Raw genomic sequence first — 21821 nt, forward strand, 5'->3', positions numbered from 1 at the left:
GGCAGTCCGGACGTCCCCCGCACCCCTTCCGAGGGCTCTTGAGCCGAGGAGCATGCGCACCGTGACCTTCCCCGAAACGCCGAGCGAGCCGGAGGCGGCCGAGACGACCCCGGTGGGCCGGCTCGCCGCCACCGTCGCGCGACTGCGCCGCGAGGTGCACGCCGCCCACGCGGAGGCCGAGGGCCGGGCGCTGATCGAGCTCGCCAAGGGCATCCTGGTCGAGCGCCTGGGCTGCGGTCCCGCGCAGGCGGCCCGGCAGCTCGACGAGCTGGCCGAGCAGGCCGGGCAGACGCCGCTGGAGCTGGCGGTCGAGGTCATCGGCAAGGCCGCCCGCGACCGGGTCTCCGAGGTGACGGAGGTGTTCCTCGCCCACGCCGCCGGCGCCGAGGCCCGGCAGGCGCGGGAGGCGCGGGAGGCGCGGGACGAGACGACGGCCGTACGGCTGCGGCTGCGGACCGCGGAGAGCCGCGCGCTGGCCGCGGACGACACCCAGGCCGTCGCCGACTCGCTGCTCCAGCACGCGCTGCAGCCGCTCGGCGCGGTCGCCGTCGCCATCTGGGCGGCCGGTTCGGACGGCTCGCTCACCCTGGCGGGCAGCGCGGGCTTCTCCTCCGCCGAGGCGGCGCGCTGGCGGTATGTGCCGCCCGACGTGGCGACCGTGGCGCGCCGGGGCCTGATGGACCGGACGGGGCTGTGGATCGGGTCGCTGTCGGAGACCCCGCTGCCGACGCTGGGCCGCCGGCAGTATCCCGGCGGCGGCCGGGTCGCCCTGCCGGCCGGTGTCGCGGGAAGGGTGCACGGTGTCCTGGAGATCGCCTGGCCGGGCGTGCTGGAGCCGCAGCCGCCGCAGGTCGTGCGGCAGGTGGAGGCCCTGGCGGAGCTGTGCGCGCACACCCTGGAGACGTCCGGCGACCGCGAGGGCGCCGGAGCCGAGCCACGCCCCCTGCCGGACGCCCTGGAGCTGATGGACCTGGCGGACGGGCTGCACGACCCCGCCCTGGTGCTGGTGCCGCACCTGGACGAGGAGGGCCGGCTCGCCGACTTCCGCATCCAGCACGTCAACAGTCGCTTCCTGGACCCGGCGGGCCGTCCCCGCGCCGTGATCAGCGGCGCGCTGCTGCTGGAGACCTACCCGATGGCCGTCGGGGAGAGCGAGCTGTTCCAGCGCATCGAGCGGGTCTACGCCACGGGCGAGCCGTACCGGGCGCACCGGATGAACCTGACGGCGCTGGTCGACCAGGTGCGGCTGGCGGCGGTCGCCGACATCAGCATCAGCCGGCACGGCAGCAGCGTGCTGCTGATCTGGCGGATCGAGGACGAGACGGCGCGGCTGGCGGCGCTGCTCCAGCACGCCCAGCGGCTCGGCCGGATCGGCGGCTTCGAGGAGAACCTGCTCACCGGCGAGATCACCTGGAACGGCCAGCTGTTCGACCTGTACGGGCGCCCGCAGTCCAGCACGCCGGTGCCGCTGGAGGAACTGCCCGCGCACGCCCACCCGGACGACTCGACGGGCCTGCGCCGCTTCCTGCGCACGGTGCTCCACCACCGGCGTCCGGCGTCGGTGGCGTTCCGGCTGCAGCGGCCGGACGGGATCACCCGGCACATCAGGCTGGTCGCCGAACCGGTCCTGGACACCGACGGCCGGCTGTTCGTGGTGCGCGGCGCCTACCAGGACATCTCCGCCCAGCACTGGACGGAGGTCGCGCTCGCCGCCACCCGCGACCGGCTCGCGCACAGCGAGCAGGAGGCCAGCGAGCACAGCCGGCTGGCCCTGCAGCTCCAGCACGCGATCATGCCGCCCGCCCAGGGGCCGCTGCGCATCCCCGGCCTGGAGGTGGCGGTGCGCTACCGGCCGGCGGAGACGGAGAACCTGGTGGGCGGCGACTGGTACGACACGGTCGTGCTGCCGTCCGGGCTGATCCTGCTGTGCGTGGGCGACGTGGCGGGGCACGGCATAGAGGCGGCCACCAGCATGGTGGTGCTGCGCAACGCGCTGCGCGGCCTCGCCGTGACCGGGGCGGGTCCGGGGCAGCTGCTGTCCTGGCTGAACCTGGTGGCGCACCATCTGACCGGCGCGGTCACGGCCACGGCGGTGTGCGCGCTGTACGACCCCGAGCGGCGGACCCTGCGCTGGGCGCGGGCCGGTCATCTGCCGCCGGTGCTGGTGCGCGGCACGGAGGCCGCGCCGCTGCCGCTGGTGAAGGGCCTGCTGCTGGGCGCCGTGCCGGAGACCCCGTACGACGAGGAGGAGATCCAGCTCGCCGTCGACGACACCCTGCTGATGTACACGGACGGTCTGATCGAGCGCCGGGACCTGTCGGTGGAGGAGTCGCTGACCCAGCTGCTGACGACCGCCCGCACGGCGGCGCCGACGGCGCTGGACCAGCAGCTGGACCGGCTGCTCACGTACAGCAGGTCGGACACGGACGACGACACCTGCGTGGTCGGGCTCCGGGTCGCGTAGCTCCGTCACGTGTGTCTTTCTGGGGAGAGGGCACTTGGATCACGGCCGGATCCGGCCGACGTGACGAGGGCGATCCCTTTCCCCCAGGAGGTTGCACGATGACCGACGCCCGAGGGCAGCAGGACCCCACCCGGCAGCACGCGCGGCCGGAGTTCCCCTCGCAGGACCAGCCGCACCCCGGATGGACCGGGCCGATGGACCCGCCGCCGGACCACGGAGAGGAGTCCTACCGGGGCAGCGGGCTGCTCACCGACCGGCGAACGGTGATCACCGGCGGGGACTCGGGCATCGGCCGCGCGGTGGCGATCGCCTTCGCACGGGAGGGCGCGGATGTCGTGTTCACCCATCTGCCCGAGGAGGAGAAGGACGCCGCCGAGACCGTCCGGCTGGTGGAGGAGGCGGGCCGCAAGGCGGTGCCCGTCGTCTGCGACGTGCGGGAGGAGCGGCAGTGCCTCGATCTCGTCGACCGTGCCGTCGCTGAACTGGGCGGCATCGACGTCCTGGTGAACAACGCGGCCTACCAGATGTCCCAGCCGGACGGCATCGGGGCCATCTCGACCGAGCAGTTCGACCGGGTGGTGCGGACCAATCTGTACGGCATGTTCTGGCTGTGCAAGGCGGCGCTGCCGCACATGCCGGCCGGCGGCTCGATCATCAACAGCACCTCGGTGCAGGCGTACAAGCCGAGCCCTCATCTGCTCGACTACGCCATGACCAAGGGCGCCATCGTCACGTTCACGCAAGGACTGGCGCAGATGGTCGCCGAGGACGGCATCCGGGTCAACGCGGTCGCGCCGGGCCCGGTGTGGACGCCGCTGATCCCGGCGACGATGCCGGACACCCGCGACTTCGGCAAGCAGTCCCCGCTCGGCCGGCCCGCCCAGCCCGCCGAGATGGCCCCGGCGTACGTCTTCCTCGCCTCCCAGCGGGCGAGCTACATCACGGCGGAGATCCTCAACGCCACCGGCGGCACCCCGCTGCCGTGACCGGAGCGCACGCATCAAATCGGCCCGCCGGGGTATCCGGCGGGCCTGTCAGCACATCAGGAGGGGACACCGACATGCCCACTGCCCAGAACCCGCTGTCCGTGGACGTGACGCTGCCGCGCGAGGACGTCGTCCTGGTCGCTGTCGACGGCTATCTCGACCACGACACCGCGACCGAGTTCCGGCATCATCTGGCCAATCAGCTGCACCACGGACGCCATCACTTCGTGCTGGACCTCTCGGCGGTCCCGTTCATGGACTCGTCCGGCATGAACATCATCCTGCGGATCTACCAGGAGGCCCGCCGCACCGGCGGCACCGTCCAGGTCCTGACCCCCACCCCGGCCGTACGGCGGGTGCTGGACCTGACGGGCGTCAGCATCACGGTGCCGGTGTGCGGGAGCCTCGAGGAGGCGCTGGAGCTGATCGACCGGACGGCGGCGGAACCGCCCGCCACCCAGGAGGCCTGAGCTCCGGGCTCATACGGCGCGATTCCGGCCGAACCCGTGCATGCTGGTGCTGAGCGCTCGGCGGGCCGCCCGGAACCGCGGAAGGGATGGACATCGTGACACGACCCAGGATCCTGGTGGTGGGCGCGGGTTTCGCGGGAGTGGGGTGCGTACGGCGTCTGGAGCGCCGCCTCTCCGCCGGCGAGGCGGACCTCACCCTGGTGACGCCGTTCTCCTACCAGCTCTACCTGCCGCTGCTGCCCCAGGTGGCCTCCGGCGTGCTGACGCCGCAGTCGATCGCCCTGTCGCTGCGCCGCAGCAGCAGGTACCGCACGCGGATCATCCCCGGCGGGGCCATCGGCGTGGACTTGCGGGCGAAGGTCTGCGTCATCCGCACGATCACGGACGAGATCGTCAACGAGCCCTTCGACTACATCGTCCTGGCCCCCGGGAGCGTCACGCGCACGTTCGACATCCCGGGGCTCGTCGACCACGCCTTCGGCATGAAGACACTGGCCGAGGCCGCCTACATCCGCGACCACGTCATCTCGCAGCTGGACCTCGCCGACGCCAGCCAGGACCCCGCCGAGCGGGCGTCCCGGCTGCAGTTCGTGGTGGTCGGCGGCGGCTACGCCGGCACCGAGACGGCCGCCTGTCTGCAGCGTCTGACGCACAACGCCGTCAAGCGCTATCCGCGGCTGGACCCGCGGCTGATCAAGTGGCATCTGATCGACATCGCGCCGAAGCTGATGCCGGAGCTGGGCGACAAGCTCGGCCGCAGCGCGCAGGAGATCCTGCGCCGGCGGGGCGTCGAGATCTCGCTCGGCGTGTCCATCGCCAAGGCGGGCCCGGACGAGGTCACCTTCACCGACGGGCGGGTGGTGCCGACACGCACCCTGATCTGGACGGCCGGCGTCGTGGCCAGCCCGCTCATCGCCACGCTGGGCGCGGAGACGGTGCGCGGGCGGCTCGCGGTGAACGCGGAGATGAACCTGCCCGGCCACGACGGGGTGTTCGCGCTCGGCGACGCCGCCGCGGTGCCGGACCTCGCCAAGGAGCAGGACGGCGCGGTGTGCCCGCCCACCGCGCAGCACGCGATGCGCCAGGGCCGGCACGTCGCCGACAACGTCATCGCCACCCTGCGCGGCGGGCCGATGCGGCCGTACGTCCACAAGGACCTCGGTCTCGTCGTGGACCTCGGCGGCCGGGACGCGGTGTCCAAGCCGCTCGGCGTCGAGCTGCGCGGGCTGCCCGCGCAGGCCGTCGCCCGGGGTTATCACTGGTCGGCGCTGCGCACCAACGTCGCCAAGACCCGGGTCATGACGAACTGGCTGCTCAACGCCGTGGCCGGCGACGACTTCGTGCGCACCGGCTTCCAGGCGCGCCGGCCGGCCAAGCTCCGGGACTTCGAGTACACGGACGCCTATCTGACGCCGGAACAGGTGCGGGCGCGGGTCGAGGGGTCGGATCGCTGAGCGGCGCGTCGCTCCCGAGCGCATGAGAAGGCCGGGCCCGCATCCGCGGGCCCGGCCTTCTCATGCGTCGTGCGTCGCGCCCCTTGGCGTTACGTGCGGCGCGGGCGGCCCAGCGCCTCGTCCCGGACACGGGCGCAACTGCGGCTGATGAGACGGGAGACGTGCATCTGGGAGATGCCGAGCCGGTCCGCGATACGGCTTTGCGTCATGTCCTCGAAGAACCGCATGTAGAGGATGGCGCGTTCGCGTTCCGGCAGGTTGCGCAGGCTCTCCTTGGCGGACTCTCGGTCGACCACGGTGTCGTACGAGGAGTCCGGCGCGCCGAGCGTGTCCGCGAGGCTGTATCCGTCGTCGTCGGTGGACAGTTCGGCGTCCAGCGACAGGGTGCTGAAGCTCTCCAGCGCCTCCACGCCGGCCGCGACCTCCTCCTCGGTCAGCCCGGTGTGCGCGGCGATGTCGGCGTTGGTGGGCTCGGGAGAGCCCGGGCTCTGGACGAGTTCGCGGCGGGCGACGCGGACCTTGTTGCGCAGTTCCTGCACCCGGCGCGGCACCCGCAGGGCCCACATGCGGTCCCGGAAGTGCCGCTTGACCTCGCCGGTGATGGTGGGCACCGCGTAGCTCTCGAAGGCGCCGCGCGAGGGGTCGTAGCGGTCGACGGCCTTGACCAGGCCGAGGGCGGCCACCTGCCGCAGGTCCTCCAGGGACTCGCCGCGGTCGCGGAACCGGCCGGCGATCCGGTGGGCCATGGGCAGCCAGGCCGCCACGAGTTCGTCGCGGACGGCGTCCCGTTCGGGTCCGTCGTCGAGGGTTTCGAGACGCGCGAAGAGGTCGGCGGTGTCGGGAGCGTCGTCGTGGCGCCGTCGGGGGTGGGGGGCGGTGTGGGGCTGGTCGGTCGTGCCAGGACGGCTGGTCGACATCTCGATGAGCATGCGGAATCGCTCCTGAACGGTCTTTTTCAGTGACTTCAGGGATGAACCGCGGGAAGGGGGGTCGCCCGGATCGGCCGGAGGCCGCCGGAGCACACACCGCTCCCCGCTGGCGCGCCTCCGGTCCGAAGCACGAAACTGCGAATGCCCTGGGGCCGGAAGGACAAACTCCTCTACCGGCGGACGTTTTCCGCGAGCGGGACCTCGACGGTGATGCGCTTGCCGCCCGAGGGCAGCCCGGACACCCGGACCTCGCGCGCGAGCCGGCACACGATGGGCCAGCCGCGGCCACCGGGGGTGCGCCTGCCCTGTGCGTCGAGCGGCGCCCGCACCTGCGGCATCCGGTCGCTGCGGTCGCTGACGGAGAGCCGTACCTCCTGCCCGACGACGTCGACGTCGACCTCGGTGACGCCGCCGCCGTGCAGGATGGCGTTGGTGGTCAGCTCGGAGGCGACGAGCAGGGCGTCGGCGAGGGCGGCCTCGTCGCACGCCATGCCGGCGGCCCGGCAACGGTCCGCCACCGCGTGCCGCACCGCCCGGCGGACGTCGGCGGGCCGGCAGCCGTCCCGGGGTTCGGTCCAGTGCTGCGTACTCACCTGGTCAACTCCCCTGGCCTGTCGATGGTGCCCGGCCGCGCCACTGTCACTTTTCGGCTCACCCCCGACGGCCGGGGCAAACCCGCCAGGGGCCACTCATCGCCCGTATGACCGCATTCAGGGCAGATGTGAGGGGAATCGCGGACCCACACCCATCGAAGCGCGGGTCGGGGGTATGTGTAGCGCATGACGGATGTGGTGGATTCGGACGAACTGATGCGGCGCATCCAGCGCGGCAGGGCCTGCGCGGCGTCGCAGGAGCGCGCCTGGCGCACACGCGGCGAGACCCTGCGAGCGACCGATCCCGAAGCGGCGCGCGAGGCGGAAACCCGGCGGCTGGCCTACGAGGCGGTGCTCACGGTGCTGGACGAGATCCTGAACCCGGGGAAACACACCCATTGACCCGGGGAAACGTGAAACGGGTCACTTGACCGGCTTTCGGGTTCGAGGAACCGCCGAGAATGGTTTATCGTTCATACATACGTGGTGACGGAGTCGAGCATCGGATCCTCCCGCACCACGGGCGACTGCCCTGGCTGGTTTCCCCCGTCCAGCCAGGGCTCTTTTCTTCCCCCCTCCTCCCCGCCGAGGTGCCCCGGACGGCCGCAGCCGCTGAAATGGGGCATAGGAACAGCACCGGGACCCCGATCGCCGGCGAGGAGCCCAGCGCCATGACCAGAGCGACGAAACTGCTGACCGCCCTGCCCCCGCCCCAGCGCGCGCGGCTGATGGAGCTGGGCCGTGAGGTGTCCTTCCCGGAGGACACCCGGATCTTCGAACCGGGCGGCGCCGCCGACCGCTTCTGGGTCATCCGCTCCGGGGCGGTCTCGCTCTACCAGCAGGTGACGTCGCTGCACCGGGTGACGGTCGCCGGCCTGGGCGCGGGCGACCTGCTGGGCTGGTCCTGGCTCTTCCCGCCGCACCAGTGGGACTTCGGCGCGGAGGCCTTCAGCCCCGTGCGCGCCTACGAGTTCGAGGCGCGGCCCGTGCTGGCGGTCTGCGAGGAGGATCCGCGTCTCGGCCTGACCCTGGTGCGGCTCGTCGCCGAGATCCTCGCGCACCGGCTGGAGACGACCCGCGGCCAGTTGCTGGAGCAGTACGCCGCCGCGCACCGGCGCGGCGCCCGCTGACCGCCCGACCGGTCAGCTCCCCACGAGAAGGGTCACGCCCAGCGTGATCATGGTCGCGGCGACGAGAGCGTCCAGCACCCGCCAGGCGGCGGGACGGGTCAGCCAGCGGCCCAGCAGCCGGGCCCCGAAACCGAGCGCGGCGAACCAGCAGAGGCTGGCGACCGCCGCCCCGATGCCGAACGTCCAGCGCAGCGGCCCCTGGTCGGCGGCGAGGGAGCCCACCAGGAACACCGTGTCCAGGTAGACGTGCGGGTTGAGCCAGGTCATGGCGAGGCAGGTGAGCACCGCCCGCCGCCGTGACCCGGCCCCCTCGCCGTCCGTGCGCAGCGCGCCCTGCGGTTTGGCGACCCGGCGGGCGGCGAGCAGTCCGTAGCCGATCAGGAAGGCCCCGCCGATCCAGCCGACCGCCCTCAGCGCGCCCGGCCAGGCCACCACCACCGCGCCGACGCCGGCCACGCCGAGTGCGATCAGGACGGCGTCGGAGAGGGCGCAGATGGCGACGACGGGCAGAACCGCCTCGCGGCGGGCGCCCTGGCGCAGGACGAAGGCGTTCTGGGCGCCGATGGCGACGATGAGCGAGAGGCCGGTGCCGAAGCCGGCGGCCGCGGCGGTCAGTGCGGTGGACATGCCCTCGACGCTACGGAACCGATCACCGGACGTACAGCTAAGGATTCTTACCTATCATTAGCTGCTCTTCATCGGTTGCGAAGGATGTGTGATGACCGAGCTTCCCCTCGACCAGGTGCGGACCCTGCTCGCCGTCGTGGACGAAGGGACGTTCGAGGCGGCGGCGGTCGCCCTGCATCTGACGCCCTCGGCGGTGAGCCAGCGGGTGAAGGCGCTGGAGCGGCGGACCGGCCGAGTGCTGGTACGGCGGACGAAGCCCGTGCAGCCCACCGAGTCCGGCGAGGTCGTGGTGCGGCTCGCCCGGCAGCTGGCGCGGCTGGAGCGGGACGCGCGCGCCGAGCTGGGCATGAGCGCCGCCGGGGAGCCGACGCGGGTGTCGGTGGCGGTGAACGCCGACTCTCTGGCCACCTGGTTCCTGCCCGCGCTCACCCGGGTCCCGGCCGAGCTGCGGCTCTGTTTCGAACTGCGCCGGGAGGACGAGGCCCATACGGCGGCACTGCTGCGGGAGGGCCTCGTCATGGCGGCGGTGACCTCGTCGCCCGAGCCCGTGGCGGGCTGCTCGGTGCGGGCCCTGGGCAGGATGCGGTACCTCGCGGCGGCGGCGCCCGGTGTGGCCGAGCGGTGTCGGGACGGCCCGCTGCGGGAGACGCTCCCGGACGCGCCGGTGGTGGTCTTCGACCGGCGGGACGACCTCCAGGACGCGTTCGTGCGGGGCCTGCTGGGCGGCACGGGCGGCGCCGGCCCTTTCCGGCACCACATCCCGGGCTCCGAGAACTTCACGGAGGCCGTGGTGGCGGGCCTCGGGTGGGGCATGGTCCCCGAGCCCCAGGCCCGCCCGCTGCTGGAGTCGGGACGTCTGGTCGAACTGGCCCCCGATCGCCCGGTGGACGTCCCGCTGTACTGGCAGCAGTGGCGGCTCGACTCCCCCGCCCTGGCGGCACTGTCCCGAGCGGTGACGGAGACGGCGGCGGAGTCGCTGCGGGGGCGGTGAGGCAGGGCGGGCCCAGTGCCGCGCGGCGGGCGGCCGGGGCGGGGCGGCCGAACCACGCTGTCGCCCGGGACGGCGACACCCCGCGCGGCCGCCCGGAGGCCCGCCCCGCCCGTGTCCTGCCCGGCCCGCGGGCCCCGCGAGGCGGCGGGCGGTCGGGGCGAGCCGGGGCGGCAGCCTCCGGGCGCGCGGTGGGCGGGCGCGTCCTCCCGGCCGCCGCGGCGAACGGGTGATGCGCCACGCCGGTCCCCCGGACCTTCCGCACCCGCGCCGCGCGCCCGGAGCAGTCCGCCGACACCCGGTGGAAGCGAGCCCGGTCAGCGGCCGCCCCTGCGCAGGGGCCCCCACTCGTTCTCCTGGTTCTCCACCTCCGTGCGGGCCTCCTCGATCACGGAGGGGTCGATCCAGCGCAGCGGGCCGACGTCCGTCACCAGCGGCTCGTTGTCGGGGCCGCGGCCGTTCTCGCGGGCCTGGAGGACCCAGGGGCGGACGCCGGGGCCCTTCTCGTGCGGGAGGTGGGCGTAGTCGTAGAGGCGGCGGGCCACCCACAGTTTCACCGACCGGTCCTGCCACCACTCCTCGACGTCGAGCGGATTGGCCGAGAGACCGGTCATGGGCACGCCGGTCAGGTCGTCGATGCTGGAGACCGACCGCAGGTCGGTGGCCGGGCCGCGCGACCAGCGCACGTACAGGCCCCGCCGCTCCTCGACGAGGCCGGCGAGTTCCTCGAGTGTGCTCACGACCGGCAGGTCGTCCGATGCGCTCATGGGGTGACCTCCCTGTTCGCCGTCCGGCGACCGGAGTACCCGAACCTCGCGGTCGGAATCGGCGGTCCGCCCCTCACCGGGCCAGCGACCCGGCGTCGCCCATGGCCACGACCGGGCGCAGGTCGGGGTCCAGGGTCAGCAGCAGCTCCCGCATGTGCTCCTTGCGCAGGCCGACGCAGGCCTGGGTGGGGCCGCCGTGGTCGACGTGGAACCACACCCCGCCGCCGCGGTCCTCCCCCAGCGGGCGGGTGCGGTCCAGGGGCGAGGTGCCGGGCTCGCGGTTGTAGTCGATGGCGACCACGTAGTCGAAGGAGCCGGCCAGCGGCTCGCCCTCGAAGCCGGAGCCGGTCGCGGTGAACGCCGCCGAACGGTCGTAGGGCAGCTTCGTGCCCGGATCGGGCAGCAGTCCGCCGGCGTCCGTGAGGGTGAAGACCCCGACGGGCGAGCGCAGGTCGCCGAGGACGTGGTGGTCGGTCCAGCCCTTGAGCGCGTTGTGCGCGGGCCAGCTGCGGCCGGCCTTCCAGCCGGTGGCGGTGCGCCGGTGGACGACGACCTCGGACTTCGAGGAGTCCCGGCCCCGGCCCGTCACCACGACGACCTGCCGGGACCGGGGCGGGACCTCCGCGAGCGTCTTGGGGCCGAGGCCCGGAACCTGGCGGGGAAGGGTGGCCGGGCGGGGCGTCGGCGCGCCGGCCGTCACCGCCTCGGCGTGGGTGGAGCCGGGCCCGTGCGCCGGGGCCGCTGGGGTCCCGCCGGCGCCGCAGGCGGTGAGCAGGAGGACGGCGGCCGCCGACAGGAGGGTCCTGGGTGTGCGTGTGGTCATGGAATGACATTGACCGGCACGGGTGAGGAACGCGTCCGGTTCCGGGCCCGCTTCCACCCGCCCGGCGTACTCTGCCGGCACCGCGCCCCTCGAGAAAGGCCCGAGCGTGACCGTGCGAGTGCGCCGCGTACAGGAACCGCCCGAACCCGGGGACGGCGCCCGGGTCCTCGTCGACCGGCTCTGGCCGCGCGGCGTGTCCAAGGACGCGGCGAAGGTGGACGAGTGGCCCAAGGCACTCACCCCGTCGACGGAACTGCGCCGCTGGTACCACGCGGGCGAGGGCACGTTCGAGGAGTTCCGGGCGCGGTACGAGGCCGAGCTGGCCGCGCCCTGCGCGGCGGAGGCGCTGGAGCGGACGCGTGCCCTGGCCGGCCGGGGCACGGTGACGCTGCTGACCGCCGTCAGGGACCCCGGGCGCAGTCACGCCGCGGTGCTGGCCCGCCTCCTGGAGAGCTGACGCAGCCGGCGGGCCGGGCGCCGGGTCAGCCGGTCTGCCGGGCGGCGGCCCGTCCCGCCGCCCGGCCGGAGAAGAGGCAGCCGCCGAGGAAGGTGCCCTCCAGGGCGTTGTAGCCGTGCACGCCGCCTCCGCCGAAGCCGGCCACCTCGCCGGCCGCGTAGAGCCCGGCGAGCGGTTTGCCGTCGGCGCCGAGGGCCCGGGAGTCGAGGTCGGTCTGGATGCCGCCGAGGGTCTTGCGGGTGAGCACGTGCAGCTTGACGCCGACGAGCGGGCCGGCCGCCGGGTCGAGGATGCGGTGCGGGGTGGCGACGCGGCCGAGGCGGTCGCCGAGGTAGCGGCGGGCGTTGCGGATGCCCTGGACCTGGGCGTCCTTGCTGTAGGGGTTGGCGATCTGCAGGTCGCGGGCCTCGATCTGGCGGCGGAGCGCGGCGGCGTCGAGGAGCGGCTCGTCCGTCAGCTCGTTCATCCGGTCGACGAGTTGTTCGAGGTTGGGGGCGGTGACGAAGTCGGCGCCGTGGTTGAGGAAGTCGGCGACGGGGCGGGGGGCGCCCTTGCCGAGGAGCCGTTCACGCAGGAAGCCGGCCCGGTCCTTCGCCGTGATGTCGGGATTCTGCTCGGAGCCCGACAGCACGAACTCCTTCTCGATGATCCTTCTGGTGAGGACGAACCAGGAGTGGTCGTGGCCGGCCAGGCCCTCGGCGGTGCGCAGGTGTCGCAGCGTGCCCAGGGTGTCGTAGCCGGGCAGGCAGGGCTCGGGCAGCCGGCGGCCGAGGGCGTCGAACCACATCGAGGACGGGCCCGCGAGGACGCGGATGCCGTGGCCGGCCCAGATCGGGTCCCAGTTGCGCAGGCCCTCCGTGTAGTGCCACATGCGGTCGCGGTTGACCAGCCGGGCGCCCGCCCGCTCGCTGATGCCGAGCATCCGCCCGTCGACGTGGGCGGGGACGCCGGTGACCATCTCGGCGGGCGGGGTGCCCAGGCGGGCGGGCCAGTGACGGCGGACCAGGTCGCGGTCGGCGCCGATGCCGCCGCTGGTGACGATCACGGCCTCGGCGGTGAGTTCGAAGTCGCCGGCGCGGTCGCGGTTGGAGGCGACGCCGCGGGGCGAGTCGTCGGGGGCCAGCAGCGTGCCGCGCACCCCGCGGACGGCGCCGCCCTCGACGATCAGCTCGTCGACCCGGTGGCGGTGGTGGAACGCGAGCAACCCGTCGCGCGCGGCCTCGCGGGCGTACCGGACGAACGGCTCGACCACGCCGGTGCCGGTGCCCCAGGCGACGTGGAAGCGGGGCACGGAGTTGCCGTGGCCGTGCGCGCGCAGGTCGCCGCGCTCGGCCCAGCCGACGGTGGGCAGGAAGGAGATGCCGTGCCCGTCGAGCCAGGACCGCTTCTCCCCGGCGGCGAACTCGACGTAGGCGCGGGCCCAGCGCACCGCCCAGGAGTCCTCGTCGTCCAGGCGGTCGAAGCCGGCGCTGCCCTGCCAGTCGCTCCAGGCCAGTTCGAAGGAGTCCTTGATGCCGAGCCGCCGCTGTTCGGGCGAGCCGACCAGGAACAGCCCGCCGAAGGACCAGAAGGCCTGGCCGCCGAGGTTGGCGGCGTTCTCCTGGTCGAGGAGCGCGACCCGGCGGCCCCGGCTGGTGAGTTCGTGCGCGGCGACCAGGCCCGCGAGGCCCGCTCCGACGACGATGACGTCCGCGTCCATGGCGAGGGTTCCCTTTCTCATACGGCTTGTCCGGCGGCGCCGCCGGACGTCAGCAGCGCGGTGAGCAGCCGCCCCAGCCAGGCGCGGGCGTGCTCGACGTCCCTGTCCAGCAGCAGCTGGACGGTGACTCCGTCGTACGCGGCGACCACCGCGTGGGCGGCGGCCTCGGCGTCGCCCAGGGCGGCGGGCAGCCGGGTCCGGGCGCGGGCGAGCCGCCGCGTGATCGCGTCGCGCAGCCCGGCCCGGTGCTCCAGCAGGGTCCGTGCCACGTCCGGGTCGCGCGCGGCGTGCACCAGGAAGTCCGTCTTGACCAGCAGCCAGTCCAGGTCGAGCAGCAGCACCCCGGTGACCCGGTCGACGGCGGCGGGCACATCGAGGTCGGGGCCGTCGTCCAGTGCGAGCGCCTGCGAGACCTGCCCGGCGATGAGGTCGGCGCGCTGCCGGTACAGGGCGAAGAACAGCTCGTCCAGGCTGGCGAAGTTGGAGTAGAAGGCGCCGCGGCTGTACCCGGCGGCCTCGCAGACCTCCTCTATGGAGACCCGGCCGAACCCCTTGGCCGCGAACACGGTGAACGCGGCGTCGAGCAGCCGCGCCCGCGTGCGCTCCCGGCGCCGGGTGACCCGTGGCGCTGCCGTGTCCCGCGCTGTCATGGGCCGCCTCCGTTCGATACGCGAACGTATCCGATGCACCGGTGTATCGAAAAGGGCTCCGGCGTCGGCATTTCCCCTGCCGAGCCTGCCGGGAACCGGCCGGAGCGGGATGGGAGTCCGGTCCCCCGCCCGGCTAGAACGTACATTCGAACAAGGAGTACCGTGGAGGCATGAGCACGCACCTCCAGGGCTCCCTGTTCGACCAGGCCGACCGGCTGGCGCTCGGCCCCCTCGACGGCGTCCGCCGCACCGGCCTGGGCGCCGGCGCGTGGATCGACGTACTGCCCGGCTGGCTGAGCGGCTCCGACGAGCTGTTCGAACTGCTCGCGTCCGACGTCCCGTGGCGGGCCGAACGCCGGAAGATGTACGACCACGTGGTCGACGTCCCCCGGCTGCTGGCGTTCTACGGCGACGGGGAGCCGCTGCCCCACCCGGTCCTGGAAGAGGCGCGCCGGGCGCTGAGCGCGCACTACGCCGACGAGCTGGGCGAGCCGTTCACGACGGCTGGGCTGTGCCACTACCGCGACGGACGGGACAGCGTGGCCTGGCACGGGGACCGCATCGGGCGGGGGAACCGCGAGGACACCATGGTCGCCATCGTCTCCGTCGGCGCGCCCCGCGATCTGCTGCTGCGCCCGGTGGGCGGCGGCACGACGGTGCGCCGGCCCCTGGGCCACGGCGACCTGATCGTGATGGGCGGCTCCTGCCAGCGCACCTGGGAACACTGCGTGCCGAAGACGGCACGCGCCTCGGGACCGCGCATCAGCATCCAGTTCCGGCCGCACGGCGTGCGGTGACGCCCGGCGGATCGACGGTGGGCGACGCCCCGCAGGACCGCGGTGACTGCGACGGACCGCGGTGACGCCCGGCGGATCTGCTTTGCTGTGCGCATGGAACTGCGACAGGTCGCGGACGGCGTCCACCTGGTGCACGGCAGCGACACCAACTGGGTCCTGCTCACCGAGGGCGACGCCATCACCCTGGTCGACACCGGCTACCCCGGGGACCGGCAGCTGCTCCTGCGGTCCCTGGCGGCGGTGGGCGGGTCGCCGGAGGCGGTGACGGCGGTGCTGGTGACGCACGCGCACAACGACCATCTGGGCTCGGCCGAGTATCTGCGCGCCGCCCACGGCACGCCGGTGCACCTGCACGAGGCCGAAGTGCCGCACGCGCGCCGGGAGTTCCTGCACCAGGTGCCCGTCGGCCGGGTGCTGCGCAACAGCTGGCGCCCGGGTGTGCTGCCCTGGTCGCTGCGCGCGCTGCGCGCCGGCGGCACCGCGCACGTCCCGGTCGCCGACCCCCGGCCCTTCCCCACCGCCGGCCCGCTCGACCTGCCGGGCCGCCCGGTGCCCGTGCACACCCCGGGCCACACCCTCGGCCACAGCGCCTTCCACCTCCCCGCGGCCGGGGTCGTGATCTCCGGCGACGCCCTGGTCACCGGTCACCCCACGTCCCGCGTCGAGGGCCCGCAGCTGCTGCCCGACATGTTCCACCACCGGCGCGAGCGCGCCCTGGCCTCGCTGGAGGCCCTCGCTGCCCTGGACGCGGACGTCCTGCTGCCCGGCCACGGCCCCGTCCACCGGGGCCCCGTACGGGAGGCGGCGCACCGGGCGTTCGAACGAGCCGTTTAAGGTTCGGCCATGGCATTGCACATCAGCGCCACCAACCCGGAGCACCCGGCGCTCCTGCTCGCCCTCCCCTGGCACCTGCCGCTGGAGGAGTGGCCGGACGACGTCCTGGTCCCGCTGCCCCGCGGCATCTCCCGGCACGTCGTGCGCTACGCGCGCGCCGGGGACGAGGTGATCGCCGTCAAGGAACTGGCCGAGCGCCCCGCGCTGCGCGAGTACGAGCTGCTGCGCGACCTGGACCGGCTGGGCATCCCGGCGGTGGACCCGCTGGCGGTCGTCACCGGGCGTTCCGGCGAGGACGGCGGGCCGCTGGAGTCGGTGCTGGTCACCCGGCACCTGGGCGGCTCGATGCCCTACCGGTCGATGTTCGAGACGACCATGCGGCCGGCGACCATGCACCGGCTGATGGACGCCCTGGCGGTACTGCTGGTGCGGCTGCACCTGGCCGGGTTCGCCTGGGGCGACTGCTCGCTGTCCAACACCCTGTTCCGGCGCGACGCGGGCGCGTACGCCGCGTACCTGGTCGACGCGGAGACCGGCGAGCTGCACCCGAGGCTCAGCAACGGCCAGCGCGACTACGACCTGGATCTGGCGCGGGTGAACATCAGCGGGGAGCTGCTCGACCTGGAGGCGTCCGGGGCGCTGCACCCCTCGGTGGACCCGGTGGAGTTCGGCACCGAGATCTGCGCCCGCTACCAGGGCCTGTGGCGGGAGCTGACCCGCACCTCGGTCTATCCGGCGGGCAAGTACCACTACATCGAGCGCCGCATCCGCCGGCTGAACGACCTCGGCTTCGACGTCGCCGAGATGCAGATCGAGCAGATGTCGAACGGCGAGACGGTCACCTTCGTGCCCAAGGTCGTCGACGCGGGCCACCACCAGCGCCAGCTGCTGCGGCTGACCGGCCTGGACACCGAGGAGAACCAGGCGCGCCGGCTGCTGAACGACCTGGAGTCCTGGATGGCCACCCAGGACGACTACGCGCCGGGCGACCCGCTCGCCGCCCGCCCGGAGGTCCTCGCCCACCGCTGGGTGCGCGAGGTGTTCCGGCCGACGGTGCGCGCGGTCCCCGCCGAGCTGCGCGAGGGCATGGACGCGGCGGAGATCTACCACCAGCTGCTGGAGCACCGCTGGTACCTGTCGGAGCGGGCCCAGCACGACATAGGCCTCGACACGGCCGTGGAGGACTACGTCACGAACATCCTGCCCCGCGCACGGCAGACCATGGAGCCCGCGACGCCCGAGGACTAACCGGCGGGCGGCACCACCGCGACCGGGCACTCGGCGTGGTGCAGCACGCCGTGCGCGACGGAACCGATGCGCGCGCCGACGGCGGTGGCGCGGGCGCGGCGGCCGACGACCATCAGCTGCGCCCGCCCGGCGACGGACAGCAGCACCTGGCCGGCGCTGCCCATCTCGACGTGCTCGGCGACGGGCACGTCCGGGAACCGCTCCCGCCAGGGCGCGAGGGCGTCGGCGAGGGCCTTGTGCTCGTACGGCTCCGGGCCCCCGGCCTCGTCGAGCGGCTTGAGCGCGCCGGGGGTGTAGCCGAAGACCGGCGGCAGGGTCCACGCCCGTACCGCGCGTACGGCCGCTCCGCGCGCGGCGGCCGTCTCGAAGGCGAACCGCAGCACGGCGGCACTGTCCTCGGGGCCGCCCTCCTGACCCACGACGATCTCCCGTCCGTCCACCTCGGTCGCCGCCCGGTCCCCGGAGCGCACCAGCACCACCGGCCGCTCGGTCCCGGCGATCACCTGCCGGCCGACGGACCCGAGCAGGAACCCGACGACCCGGCCGTGCCCCCGCGAGCCCAGCACCAGCATCTCGGCCCCGGCCGCGGCGGCGACCAGCGTCTCGGGCGCGCCACCCTCGACGACGCCGACGGACACCTCAAGGCCGGAGTGCCGCCCGGCGACGCCCCGGACGCCCTCCTCGACGGCCTCGCGCACCCGGCACTCCTGCTCCCGCCGGTCCCGCGGCAGACCTTCGCGGGCCTCGAACCGCCAGGCGTGCACCGCCCGCAGCCCGGTCCCGCGGCGGACAGCCTCCCGCCCGGCCCAGCCCAGCGCCGCGAGGCTCTCCTCCGATCCGTCCACACCCACCGCGATCGGACGCGTCATACGGCGCGCCTCCCTCCGAGTCGATCATTCCGTCGCGCCCAGTCTTCCCCATGGGCGGGAGACGTGTGACACAGGCCGCCGGCACGGCAGCGCGGACCGTCCCGAGGTGCGAGCCGGGCGAGGAGCGGGTTCCGGGACTTCGCCACCGGCGGGCCGTCCGAGTCCGGGCCCGAGCCGGCGCCCCCGGCGGGCCGCCCCGCCGACCGGCCGACGCCGGGCCCGGCCGGAGCGGTTGCGGCGGACTGGGCGAAAACGCTGCGATCCTGAGCGACTGCGGACAGGATGCCCTCATGAAGGGTGATCTTTTCTCCAGTGCGCACATGGTGCAGCCGGCCCTCGCGCCGGGCATGACGGTCGAGAACGCCAAGTGCATCCGGTACACGGTCGACGGCGAGATGCTCGCCCGGCAGGGCGCGATGATCGCGTACCGCGGCGACCTCGCCTTCGAACGCAAGGGCCAGGGCGTCGGCGGGATGCTCAAGCGGGCGGTCACCGGTGAAGGGCTGCCGCTCATGGCGGTGCGCGGCCGGGGCGAGGCGTGGTTCGCGCACGAGGCGCAGAACTGCTTCGTCATCGAGATCGAGCCGGGTGACGAGTTCACCGTCAACGGCCGCAACGTCCTGTGCTTCGACGACTCGCTCACCTACCGCATCGCCACCGTCAAGGGCGCCGGCATCTCCGGCGGCGGCCTGTTCAACAGCGTGTTCACCGGCCACGGCAGGCTGGGGCTGGTGTGCGACGGCAACCCGCTGGTCCTGCCGGTCTCGCCGCAGCAGCCCGTGTACGTCGACACGGACGCCGTGGTCGGCTGGAGCGCCGGGCTCGAGACCTCGCTGCACCGTTCGCAGTCCATAGGGTCGATGCTGCGCGGCGGCAGCGGCGAGGCGGTCCAGCTGATGCTGCGGGGCCAGGGGCATGTGGTGGTCCGTCCGAGCGAGGTGACGCCGGCCAAGACGCAGTAACGGGGGCCGCGCCTCGGTCGCGCGGCCCTTCCGGGAAGCCGTTTGACCCCGGCCGCTTCGCGCGAAAGGCTGCGACGGGCGCGGCCTTCACCTCCCCCGGGCGCCGCGCCGGAAAGGTGAGTTCCTTGATCGGCATCCTGGACGTCGAAGCCGCCGCCGAGCGGATCTCCGGACATGTCCTGCGCACCCCCACCCTGCCCAGCCCCGGACTGTCCGAGCTGCTCGGCCTCCCGGTCACCGTGAAGCTGGAACTGCTGCAGCGCACCGGCTCCTTCAAGGCGCGCGGCGCCACGGCGAAGCTGCTGTCGCTGAGCGCGACCGAGCGGGCCGCCGGGGTCACGGCGGTCAGCGGCGGCAACCACGGCGTCGCCCTCGCGGTCATGGCCGCCGCCCTCGACATGAAGGCGACCGTCGTCATGCCGCGCACGGCTCCCGAGCGGTCGGTGGCGATCGTCCGGGACACCGGGGCGACCGTCCATCTGACCGACGACATGAGCGGCGCGTTCGCGCTGGCCGAGCGGCTGGGCGAGGAGGGGCTGACCGTGGTCCACCCCTTCGACGACCCGGTGGTGATCGCCGGACAGGGCACGGTCGGCCTGGAGCTGGCCGAGGACGCCGGGGAGCTGACCGACGTGATCGTCAGCGTCGGGGGCGGCGGACTGATCGCCGGCGTGGCGACGGCGCTGCGCGCGCTGCGCCCCGGCGTGCGGGTCTGGGGCGTGGAGACCGAGGGCGCCGAGTCGATGTCCCGGGCTCTCGCGGAGGGCGGCCCGGTGCCGGTCGCCGTCACGTCCATCTCCACCACGCTCGGCGCCCCGGCGGTGTCCCGGCTGACGTACGACCATGTGTCCGCGCTGGTCTCCGAAGTGCTCGTGGTGCCCGACCGGGAGGCGGTGCGGGGCTGTCTGGAGCTCGCCGAGCACGCCAAGGTGTGGACGGAACCGGCGGCCGGCTGTCTGCTGCCGGCCGCCCGGCTGGTGCGGGAGCGGGTCGGGGGCGACGCCCGGATCGGCCTGGTGGTGTGCGGGGGCAACGCGAGCACCGGGGACGTGTTCGGCTGGGCGGAGCGGTTCGGCCTGCGCTGACGGGGCGCCGGCTCCGGCCGGCGCGGTGCTCCCGCGGACGGCGACCCGCTCACCCTCGCGGTGACCCACAGCGAGCGCGTCGGCCCGACCCGGTCGCCGTCTGGCGGGACGACGTCGAACCGGACCTCGGCCGCAGTGCCGGCTGCACGCGGCTCGGCGTCCTCAGCGCCGTGCTCGGCGCCTCCCGGTCGGCGGCGGTCCCCCGGTCGCCGGCCGGGGTGGTCCAGCGCAGTGAGCAGCCGCGCCCGCCGCCGATGAGGAAGCCGCGGCCGAGGGTGCGCACCCGTTCGTCGCCCGGCGTGCTGTCGAGTACACCTTCCGCGTGCCCGAGGACTGATTCCGATGCCCCGTTTTCGTTTCCCCCGACACGGAAACCCGCCCTCTATGGTGCAAATCGGATACACGATGATGACCGAGCAGGCCGGCCCCAGGGACCTCGTCGACCATGTGGTGCGAGCCGAGGAGGCGGGCTTCGACTTCTCGGTGACCTCGGACCACTACTTCCCGTGGCTGCGCTCCCAGGGGCACTCCCCCTACGCCTGGGGCGTGCTGGGCGCGGCGGCGCAGGCCACGTCGCGCATCCCGCTGATGACGTACGTGACCTGCCCGACGTTCCGCTACCACCCGGCGGTGGTGGCGCAGAAGGCGGCGACGATGCAGTTGCTGTCCCAGGGCAGGTTCCGGCTCGGCCTCGGTTCGGGCGAGAACCTCAACGAGCACGTGGTGGGCGGCGGTTGGCCGTCGGTGGACGTCCGGCACGAGATGCTGGAGGAAGCGGTCGAGATCATCCGGGCGCTGTTCGAGGGCGGTCACGTCAACCACCGCGGCACGCACTTCGACGTGGAGTCGGCCAAGCTGTGGGACCTTCCCGACGAGCCGCCTCAGATCGGGATCGCCGTCTCCGGCGAGCGCTCCTGCGCGCTGGCGGGCCGGCTCGCCGACCTGGTCATCGCCACCGAGCCGAAGCGGGACCTGCTGGAGTCCTTCGACCGGCACGGCGGCACGGGCAAGCCGCGGGTCGGTCAACTCCCGGTCTGCTACGACCCGGACCGGGACGCGGCGGTGGCGCGCGCGCACGACCAGTTCCGCTGGTTCGGCAGCGGCTGGAAGGTGAACTCCGAGCTGCCGCACCCGGATGGGTTCGCGTCGGCGACCCAGTTCGTCACCCCCGACGACGTCGCCGGGTCCATCCCGTGCGGCGACGACCCGGAGGACTTCGTCAAGGCCGTACTCCCCTACGCCGAGGCCGGGTTCACGGAGATCGCGCTCGTGCAGATCGGCGGCGACTCGCAGCCTCGGTTCCTGGACTGGTCGGCGAAGACGCTGCTGCCGGCGCTGCGCGACGCGGTCGGCTGAACGGACCGGCGTCGCCCGGGCTCCACCGGATTCACCCACGGGACTGAGCATCACCCACGGGACGGGGGTACTAGGGGTTTCTACGACCGTTCACCCCGGAGGCCCTGTCGTGAACCCCTTCGTGCACAAGACCCTGGTCATGCAGCTTCAGGCGGGCACCACGGACCGCTTCCCCGTGCTCGCCCACCTCAGCTACGACGCCGACGACCCGTTCGCCGTCACCGCCGTCTTCAGCCATGACGGCCATGTGCTGGCCCGGTGGCAGCTGGACCGGGAGATGCTCGGCGAGGGGCTGCGCCGCCCGGTCGGCGTCGGCGACGTCCGGTTCCGGCCGGAGTCGACGGGGGTGTGGGAGGAACTGCGCATGGAGTTCCTCGGCGACCCGCGCGTGAACGGCGAGCGGCACCACGCGGTGGTGTTCGCCTGGGCCCCGGCCGTGGCGGCGTTCCTGCGCCAGACCCACGAGGTCGTTCCGCCCGGTGAGGAGCAGATCCGGGTGGACGACTTCCTGTCCGAGGTCATCCCCGAGCGGTGAGCCGGTGAGCCGGTCCGGGCCCCGGCGGGCACGAGGCGGCGGGCGCCGGATGCCGGCGCCCGCCGCCTCGTCGCCTTCGTGCCCTCGCTCCGGCCCCG

The 21821-nt window shown here is 73.8% G+C and carries 23 protein-coding genes; 15 read left to right on the forward strand and 8 right to left on the reverse strand.

Annotated elements, in window-relative coordinates; all coding sequences use genetic code 11:
• The first annotated feature begins 52 nt into the window (after positions 1 to 52).
• The 4 genes from ACZ6KF_RS09400 (at position 53) to ACZ6KF_RS09415 (ending at position 5374) form a co-directional block, all read left to right on the forward strand.
• Positions 53 to 2464 carry a SpoIIE family protein phosphatase gene (locus tag ACZ6KF_RS09400; RefSeq protein ID WP_469179381.1) on the forward strand — a complete coding sequence of 804 codons (2412 nt, stop codon included), beginning with the start codon at positions 53 to 55 and terminating at the stop codon, positions 2462 to 2464.
• A 98-nt stretch (positions 2465 to 2562) separates the two neighbouring features.
• The gene (locus ACZ6KF_RS09405) at positions 2563 to 3450 is read left to right on the forward strand and encodes an SDR family oxidoreductase (RefSeq protein WP_356637331.1); all 888 of its coding nucleotides are present in this window, start codon (positions 2563 to 2565) and stop codon (positions 3448 to 3450) included.
• 74 nt (positions 3451 to 3524) lie between these two features.
• A complete protein-coding gene (locus ACZ6KF_RS09410) occupies positions 3525 to 3920 on the forward strand; it encodes an STAS domain-containing protein (RefSeq protein ID WP_356637333.1) in 396 nt (131 codons plus the stop codon).
• An 86-nt stretch (positions 3921 to 4006) separates the two neighbouring features.
• A complete protein-coding gene (locus ACZ6KF_RS09415) occupies positions 4007 to 5374 on the forward strand; it encodes an NAD(P)/FAD-dependent oxidoreductase (RefSeq protein ID WP_469237909.1) in 1368 nt (455 codons plus the stop codon).
• Between the two features lie 89 nt (positions 5375 to 5463).
• On the opposite strand, the gene ACZ6KF_RS09420 is transcribed toward ACZ6KF_RS09415, so the two are convergent.
• Together ACZ6KF_RS09420 and ACZ6KF_RS09425 are read right to left on the reverse strand one after the other, a co-directional pair.
• Complete coding sequence (locus ACZ6KF_RS09420) at positions 5464 to 6303, reverse strand: SigB/SigF/SigG family RNA polymerase sigma factor (protein ID WP_469179377.1); 840 nt, start codon at positions 6301 to 6303, stop codon at positions 5464 to 5466.
• A gap of 170 nt (positions 6304 to 6473) precedes the next feature.
• Complete coding sequence (locus ACZ6KF_RS09425) at positions 6474 to 6896, reverse strand: ATP-binding protein (protein WP_469160043.1); 423 nt, start codon at positions 6894 to 6896, stop codon at positions 6474 to 6476.
• A gap of 186 nt (positions 6897 to 7082) precedes the next feature.
• Between ACZ6KF_RS09425 and ACZ6KF_RS09430 the strand changes: the two genes are divergently transcribed.
• Positions 7083 to 7298 (forward strand): hypothetical protein, encoded by a 216-nt coding sequence (locus ACZ6KF_RS09430; protein WP_469160042.1) that lies wholly within the window; start codon positions 7083 to 7085, stop codon positions 7296 to 7298.
• A 269-nt stretch (positions 7299 to 7567) separates the two neighbouring features.
• Positions 7568 to 8026: a cyclic nucleotide-binding domain-containing protein gene (locus tag ACZ6KF_RS09435; RefSeq protein ID WP_356633465.1), complete on the forward strand. Its 459-nt coding sequence runs from the start codon at positions 7568 to 7570 to the stop codon at positions 8024 to 8026.
• 12 nt (positions 8027 to 8038) lie between these two features.
• Here ACZ6KF_RS09435 and ACZ6KF_RS09440 read toward each other — a convergent pair whose 3' ends face one another.
• Entirely contained in the window at positions 8039 to 8653 is a 615-nt protein-coding gene (locus ACZ6KF_RS09440) for a LysE/ArgO family amino acid transporter (protein ID WP_469237911.1), read from the reverse strand.
• Positions 8654 to 8741: 88 nt separating this feature from the next.
• Here ACZ6KF_RS09440 and ACZ6KF_RS09445 point away from each other — a divergent pair, with 88 nt between their 5' ends.
• A complete protein-coding gene (locus ACZ6KF_RS09445; RefSeq protein ID WP_356633461.1) occupies positions 8742 to 9644 on the forward strand; it encodes a LysR family transcriptional regulator ArgP in 903 nt (300 codons plus the stop codon).
• A gap of 314 nt (positions 9645 to 9958) precedes the next feature.
• On the opposite strand, the gene ACZ6KF_RS09450 is transcribed toward ACZ6KF_RS09445, so the two are convergent.
• Positions 9959 to 10408 carry a DUF6098 family protein gene (locus ACZ6KF_RS09450; protein WP_356633459.1) on the reverse strand — a complete coding sequence of 150 codons (450 nt, stop codon included), beginning with the start codon at positions 10406 to 10408 and terminating at the stop codon, positions 9959 to 9961.
• Positions 10409 to 10481: 73 nt separating this feature from the next.
• Positions 10482 to 11231 carry a hypothetical protein gene (locus ACZ6KF_RS09455; RefSeq protein WP_469160040.1) on the reverse strand — a complete coding sequence of 250 codons (750 nt, stop codon included), beginning with the start codon at positions 11229 to 11231 and terminating at the stop codon, positions 10482 to 10484.
• Between the two features lie 106 nt (positions 11232 to 11337).
• Here ACZ6KF_RS09455 and ACZ6KF_RS09460 point away from each other — a divergent pair, with 106 nt between their 5' ends.
• Complete coding sequence (locus ACZ6KF_RS09460; RefSeq protein ID WP_356633455.1) at positions 11338 to 11688, forward strand: DUF488 domain-containing protein; 351 nt, start codon at positions 11338 to 11340, stop codon at positions 11686 to 11688.
• Between the two features lie 25 nt (positions 11689 to 11713).
• Here ACZ6KF_RS09460 and ACZ6KF_RS09465 read toward each other — a convergent pair whose 3' ends face one another.
• Complete coding sequence (locus ACZ6KF_RS09465) at positions 11714 to 13387, reverse strand: FAD-binding dehydrogenase (RefSeq protein ID WP_469238147.1); 1674 nt, start codon at positions 13385 to 13387, stop codon at positions 11714 to 11716.
• A 17-nt stretch (positions 13388 to 13404) separates the two neighbouring features.
• Positions 13405 to 14037: a TetR/AcrR family transcriptional regulator gene (locus ACZ6KF_RS09470; RefSeq protein WP_469237914.1), complete on the reverse strand. Its 633-nt coding sequence runs from the start codon at positions 14035 to 14037 to the stop codon at positions 13405 to 13407.
• 170 nt (positions 14038 to 14207) lie between these two features.
• Here ACZ6KF_RS09470 and ACZ6KF_RS09475 point away from each other — a divergent pair, with 170 nt between their 5' ends.
• The 3 genes from ACZ6KF_RS09475 (at position 14208) to ACZ6KF_RS09485 (ending at position 16916) form a co-directional block, all read left to right on the forward strand.
• Complete coding sequence (locus tag ACZ6KF_RS09475) at positions 14208 to 14834, forward strand: alpha-ketoglutarate-dependent dioxygenase AlkB (RefSeq protein WP_356633451.1); 627 nt, start codon at positions 14208 to 14210, stop codon at positions 14832 to 14834.
• Positions 14835 to 14927: 93 nt separating this feature from the next.
• A complete protein-coding gene (locus ACZ6KF_RS09480; RefSeq protein ID WP_469160038.1) occupies positions 14928 to 15668 on the forward strand; it encodes an MBL fold metallo-hydrolase in 741 nt (246 codons plus the stop codon).
• A gap of 9 nt (positions 15669 to 15677) precedes the next feature.
• Positions 15678 to 16916, forward strand: coding sequence for a DUF4032 domain-containing protein (locus ACZ6KF_RS09485; protein WP_356633449.1), 1239 nt, complete (start codon positions 15678 to 15680; stop codon positions 16914 to 16916).
• Here the strand turns inward: ACZ6KF_RS09485 and ACZ6KF_RS09490 are convergent.
• Positions 16913 to 17785, reverse strand: a complete 873-nt coding sequence (locus tag ACZ6KF_RS09490) for a universal stress protein (RefSeq protein ID WP_356633447.1) — start codon at positions 17783 to 17785, stop codon at positions 16913 to 16915. The genes ACZ6KF_RS09485 and ACZ6KF_RS09490 overlap by 4 nt on opposite strands.
• Positions 17786 to 18075: 290 nt before the next feature.
• On the opposite strand from ACZ6KF_RS09490, the gene ACZ6KF_RS09495 reads away from it, so the two are divergent.
• The 4 genes from ACZ6KF_RS09495 to ACZ6KF_RS09510 all read left to right on the forward strand — a co-directional run bounded on the left by ACZ6KF_RS09495 (position 18076) and on the right by ACZ6KF_RS09510 (position 21723).
• Positions 18076 to 18747 carry an AIM24 family protein gene (locus tag ACZ6KF_RS09495; protein WP_356633445.1) on the forward strand — a complete coding sequence of 224 codons (672 nt, stop codon included), beginning with the start codon at positions 18076 to 18078 and terminating at the stop codon, positions 18745 to 18747.
• A 125-nt stretch (positions 18748 to 18872) separates the two neighbouring features.
• Positions 18873 to 19832, forward strand: a complete 960-nt coding sequence (locus ACZ6KF_RS09500) for a threonine/serine dehydratase (protein ID WP_469160037.1) — start codon at positions 18873 to 18875, stop codon at positions 19830 to 19832.
• Positions 19833 to 20216: 384 nt separating this feature from the next.
• Positions 20217 to 21188 (forward strand): LLM class F420-dependent oxidoreductase, encoded by a 972-nt coding sequence (locus ACZ6KF_RS09505; protein WP_356633441.1) that lies wholly within the window; start codon positions 20217 to 20219, stop codon positions 21186 to 21188.
• Between the two features lie 109 nt (positions 21189 to 21297).
• Positions 21298 to 21723 (forward strand): SsgA family sporulation/cell division regulator, encoded by a 426-nt coding sequence (locus ACZ6KF_RS09510; protein ID WP_356633439.1) that lies wholly within the window; start codon positions 21298 to 21300, stop codon positions 21721 to 21723.
• The last annotated feature ends 98 nt before the right edge of the window (positions 21724 to 21821 follow it).

It is taken from the genome of Streptomyces sp. NPDC046379, from assembly GCF_055587785.1.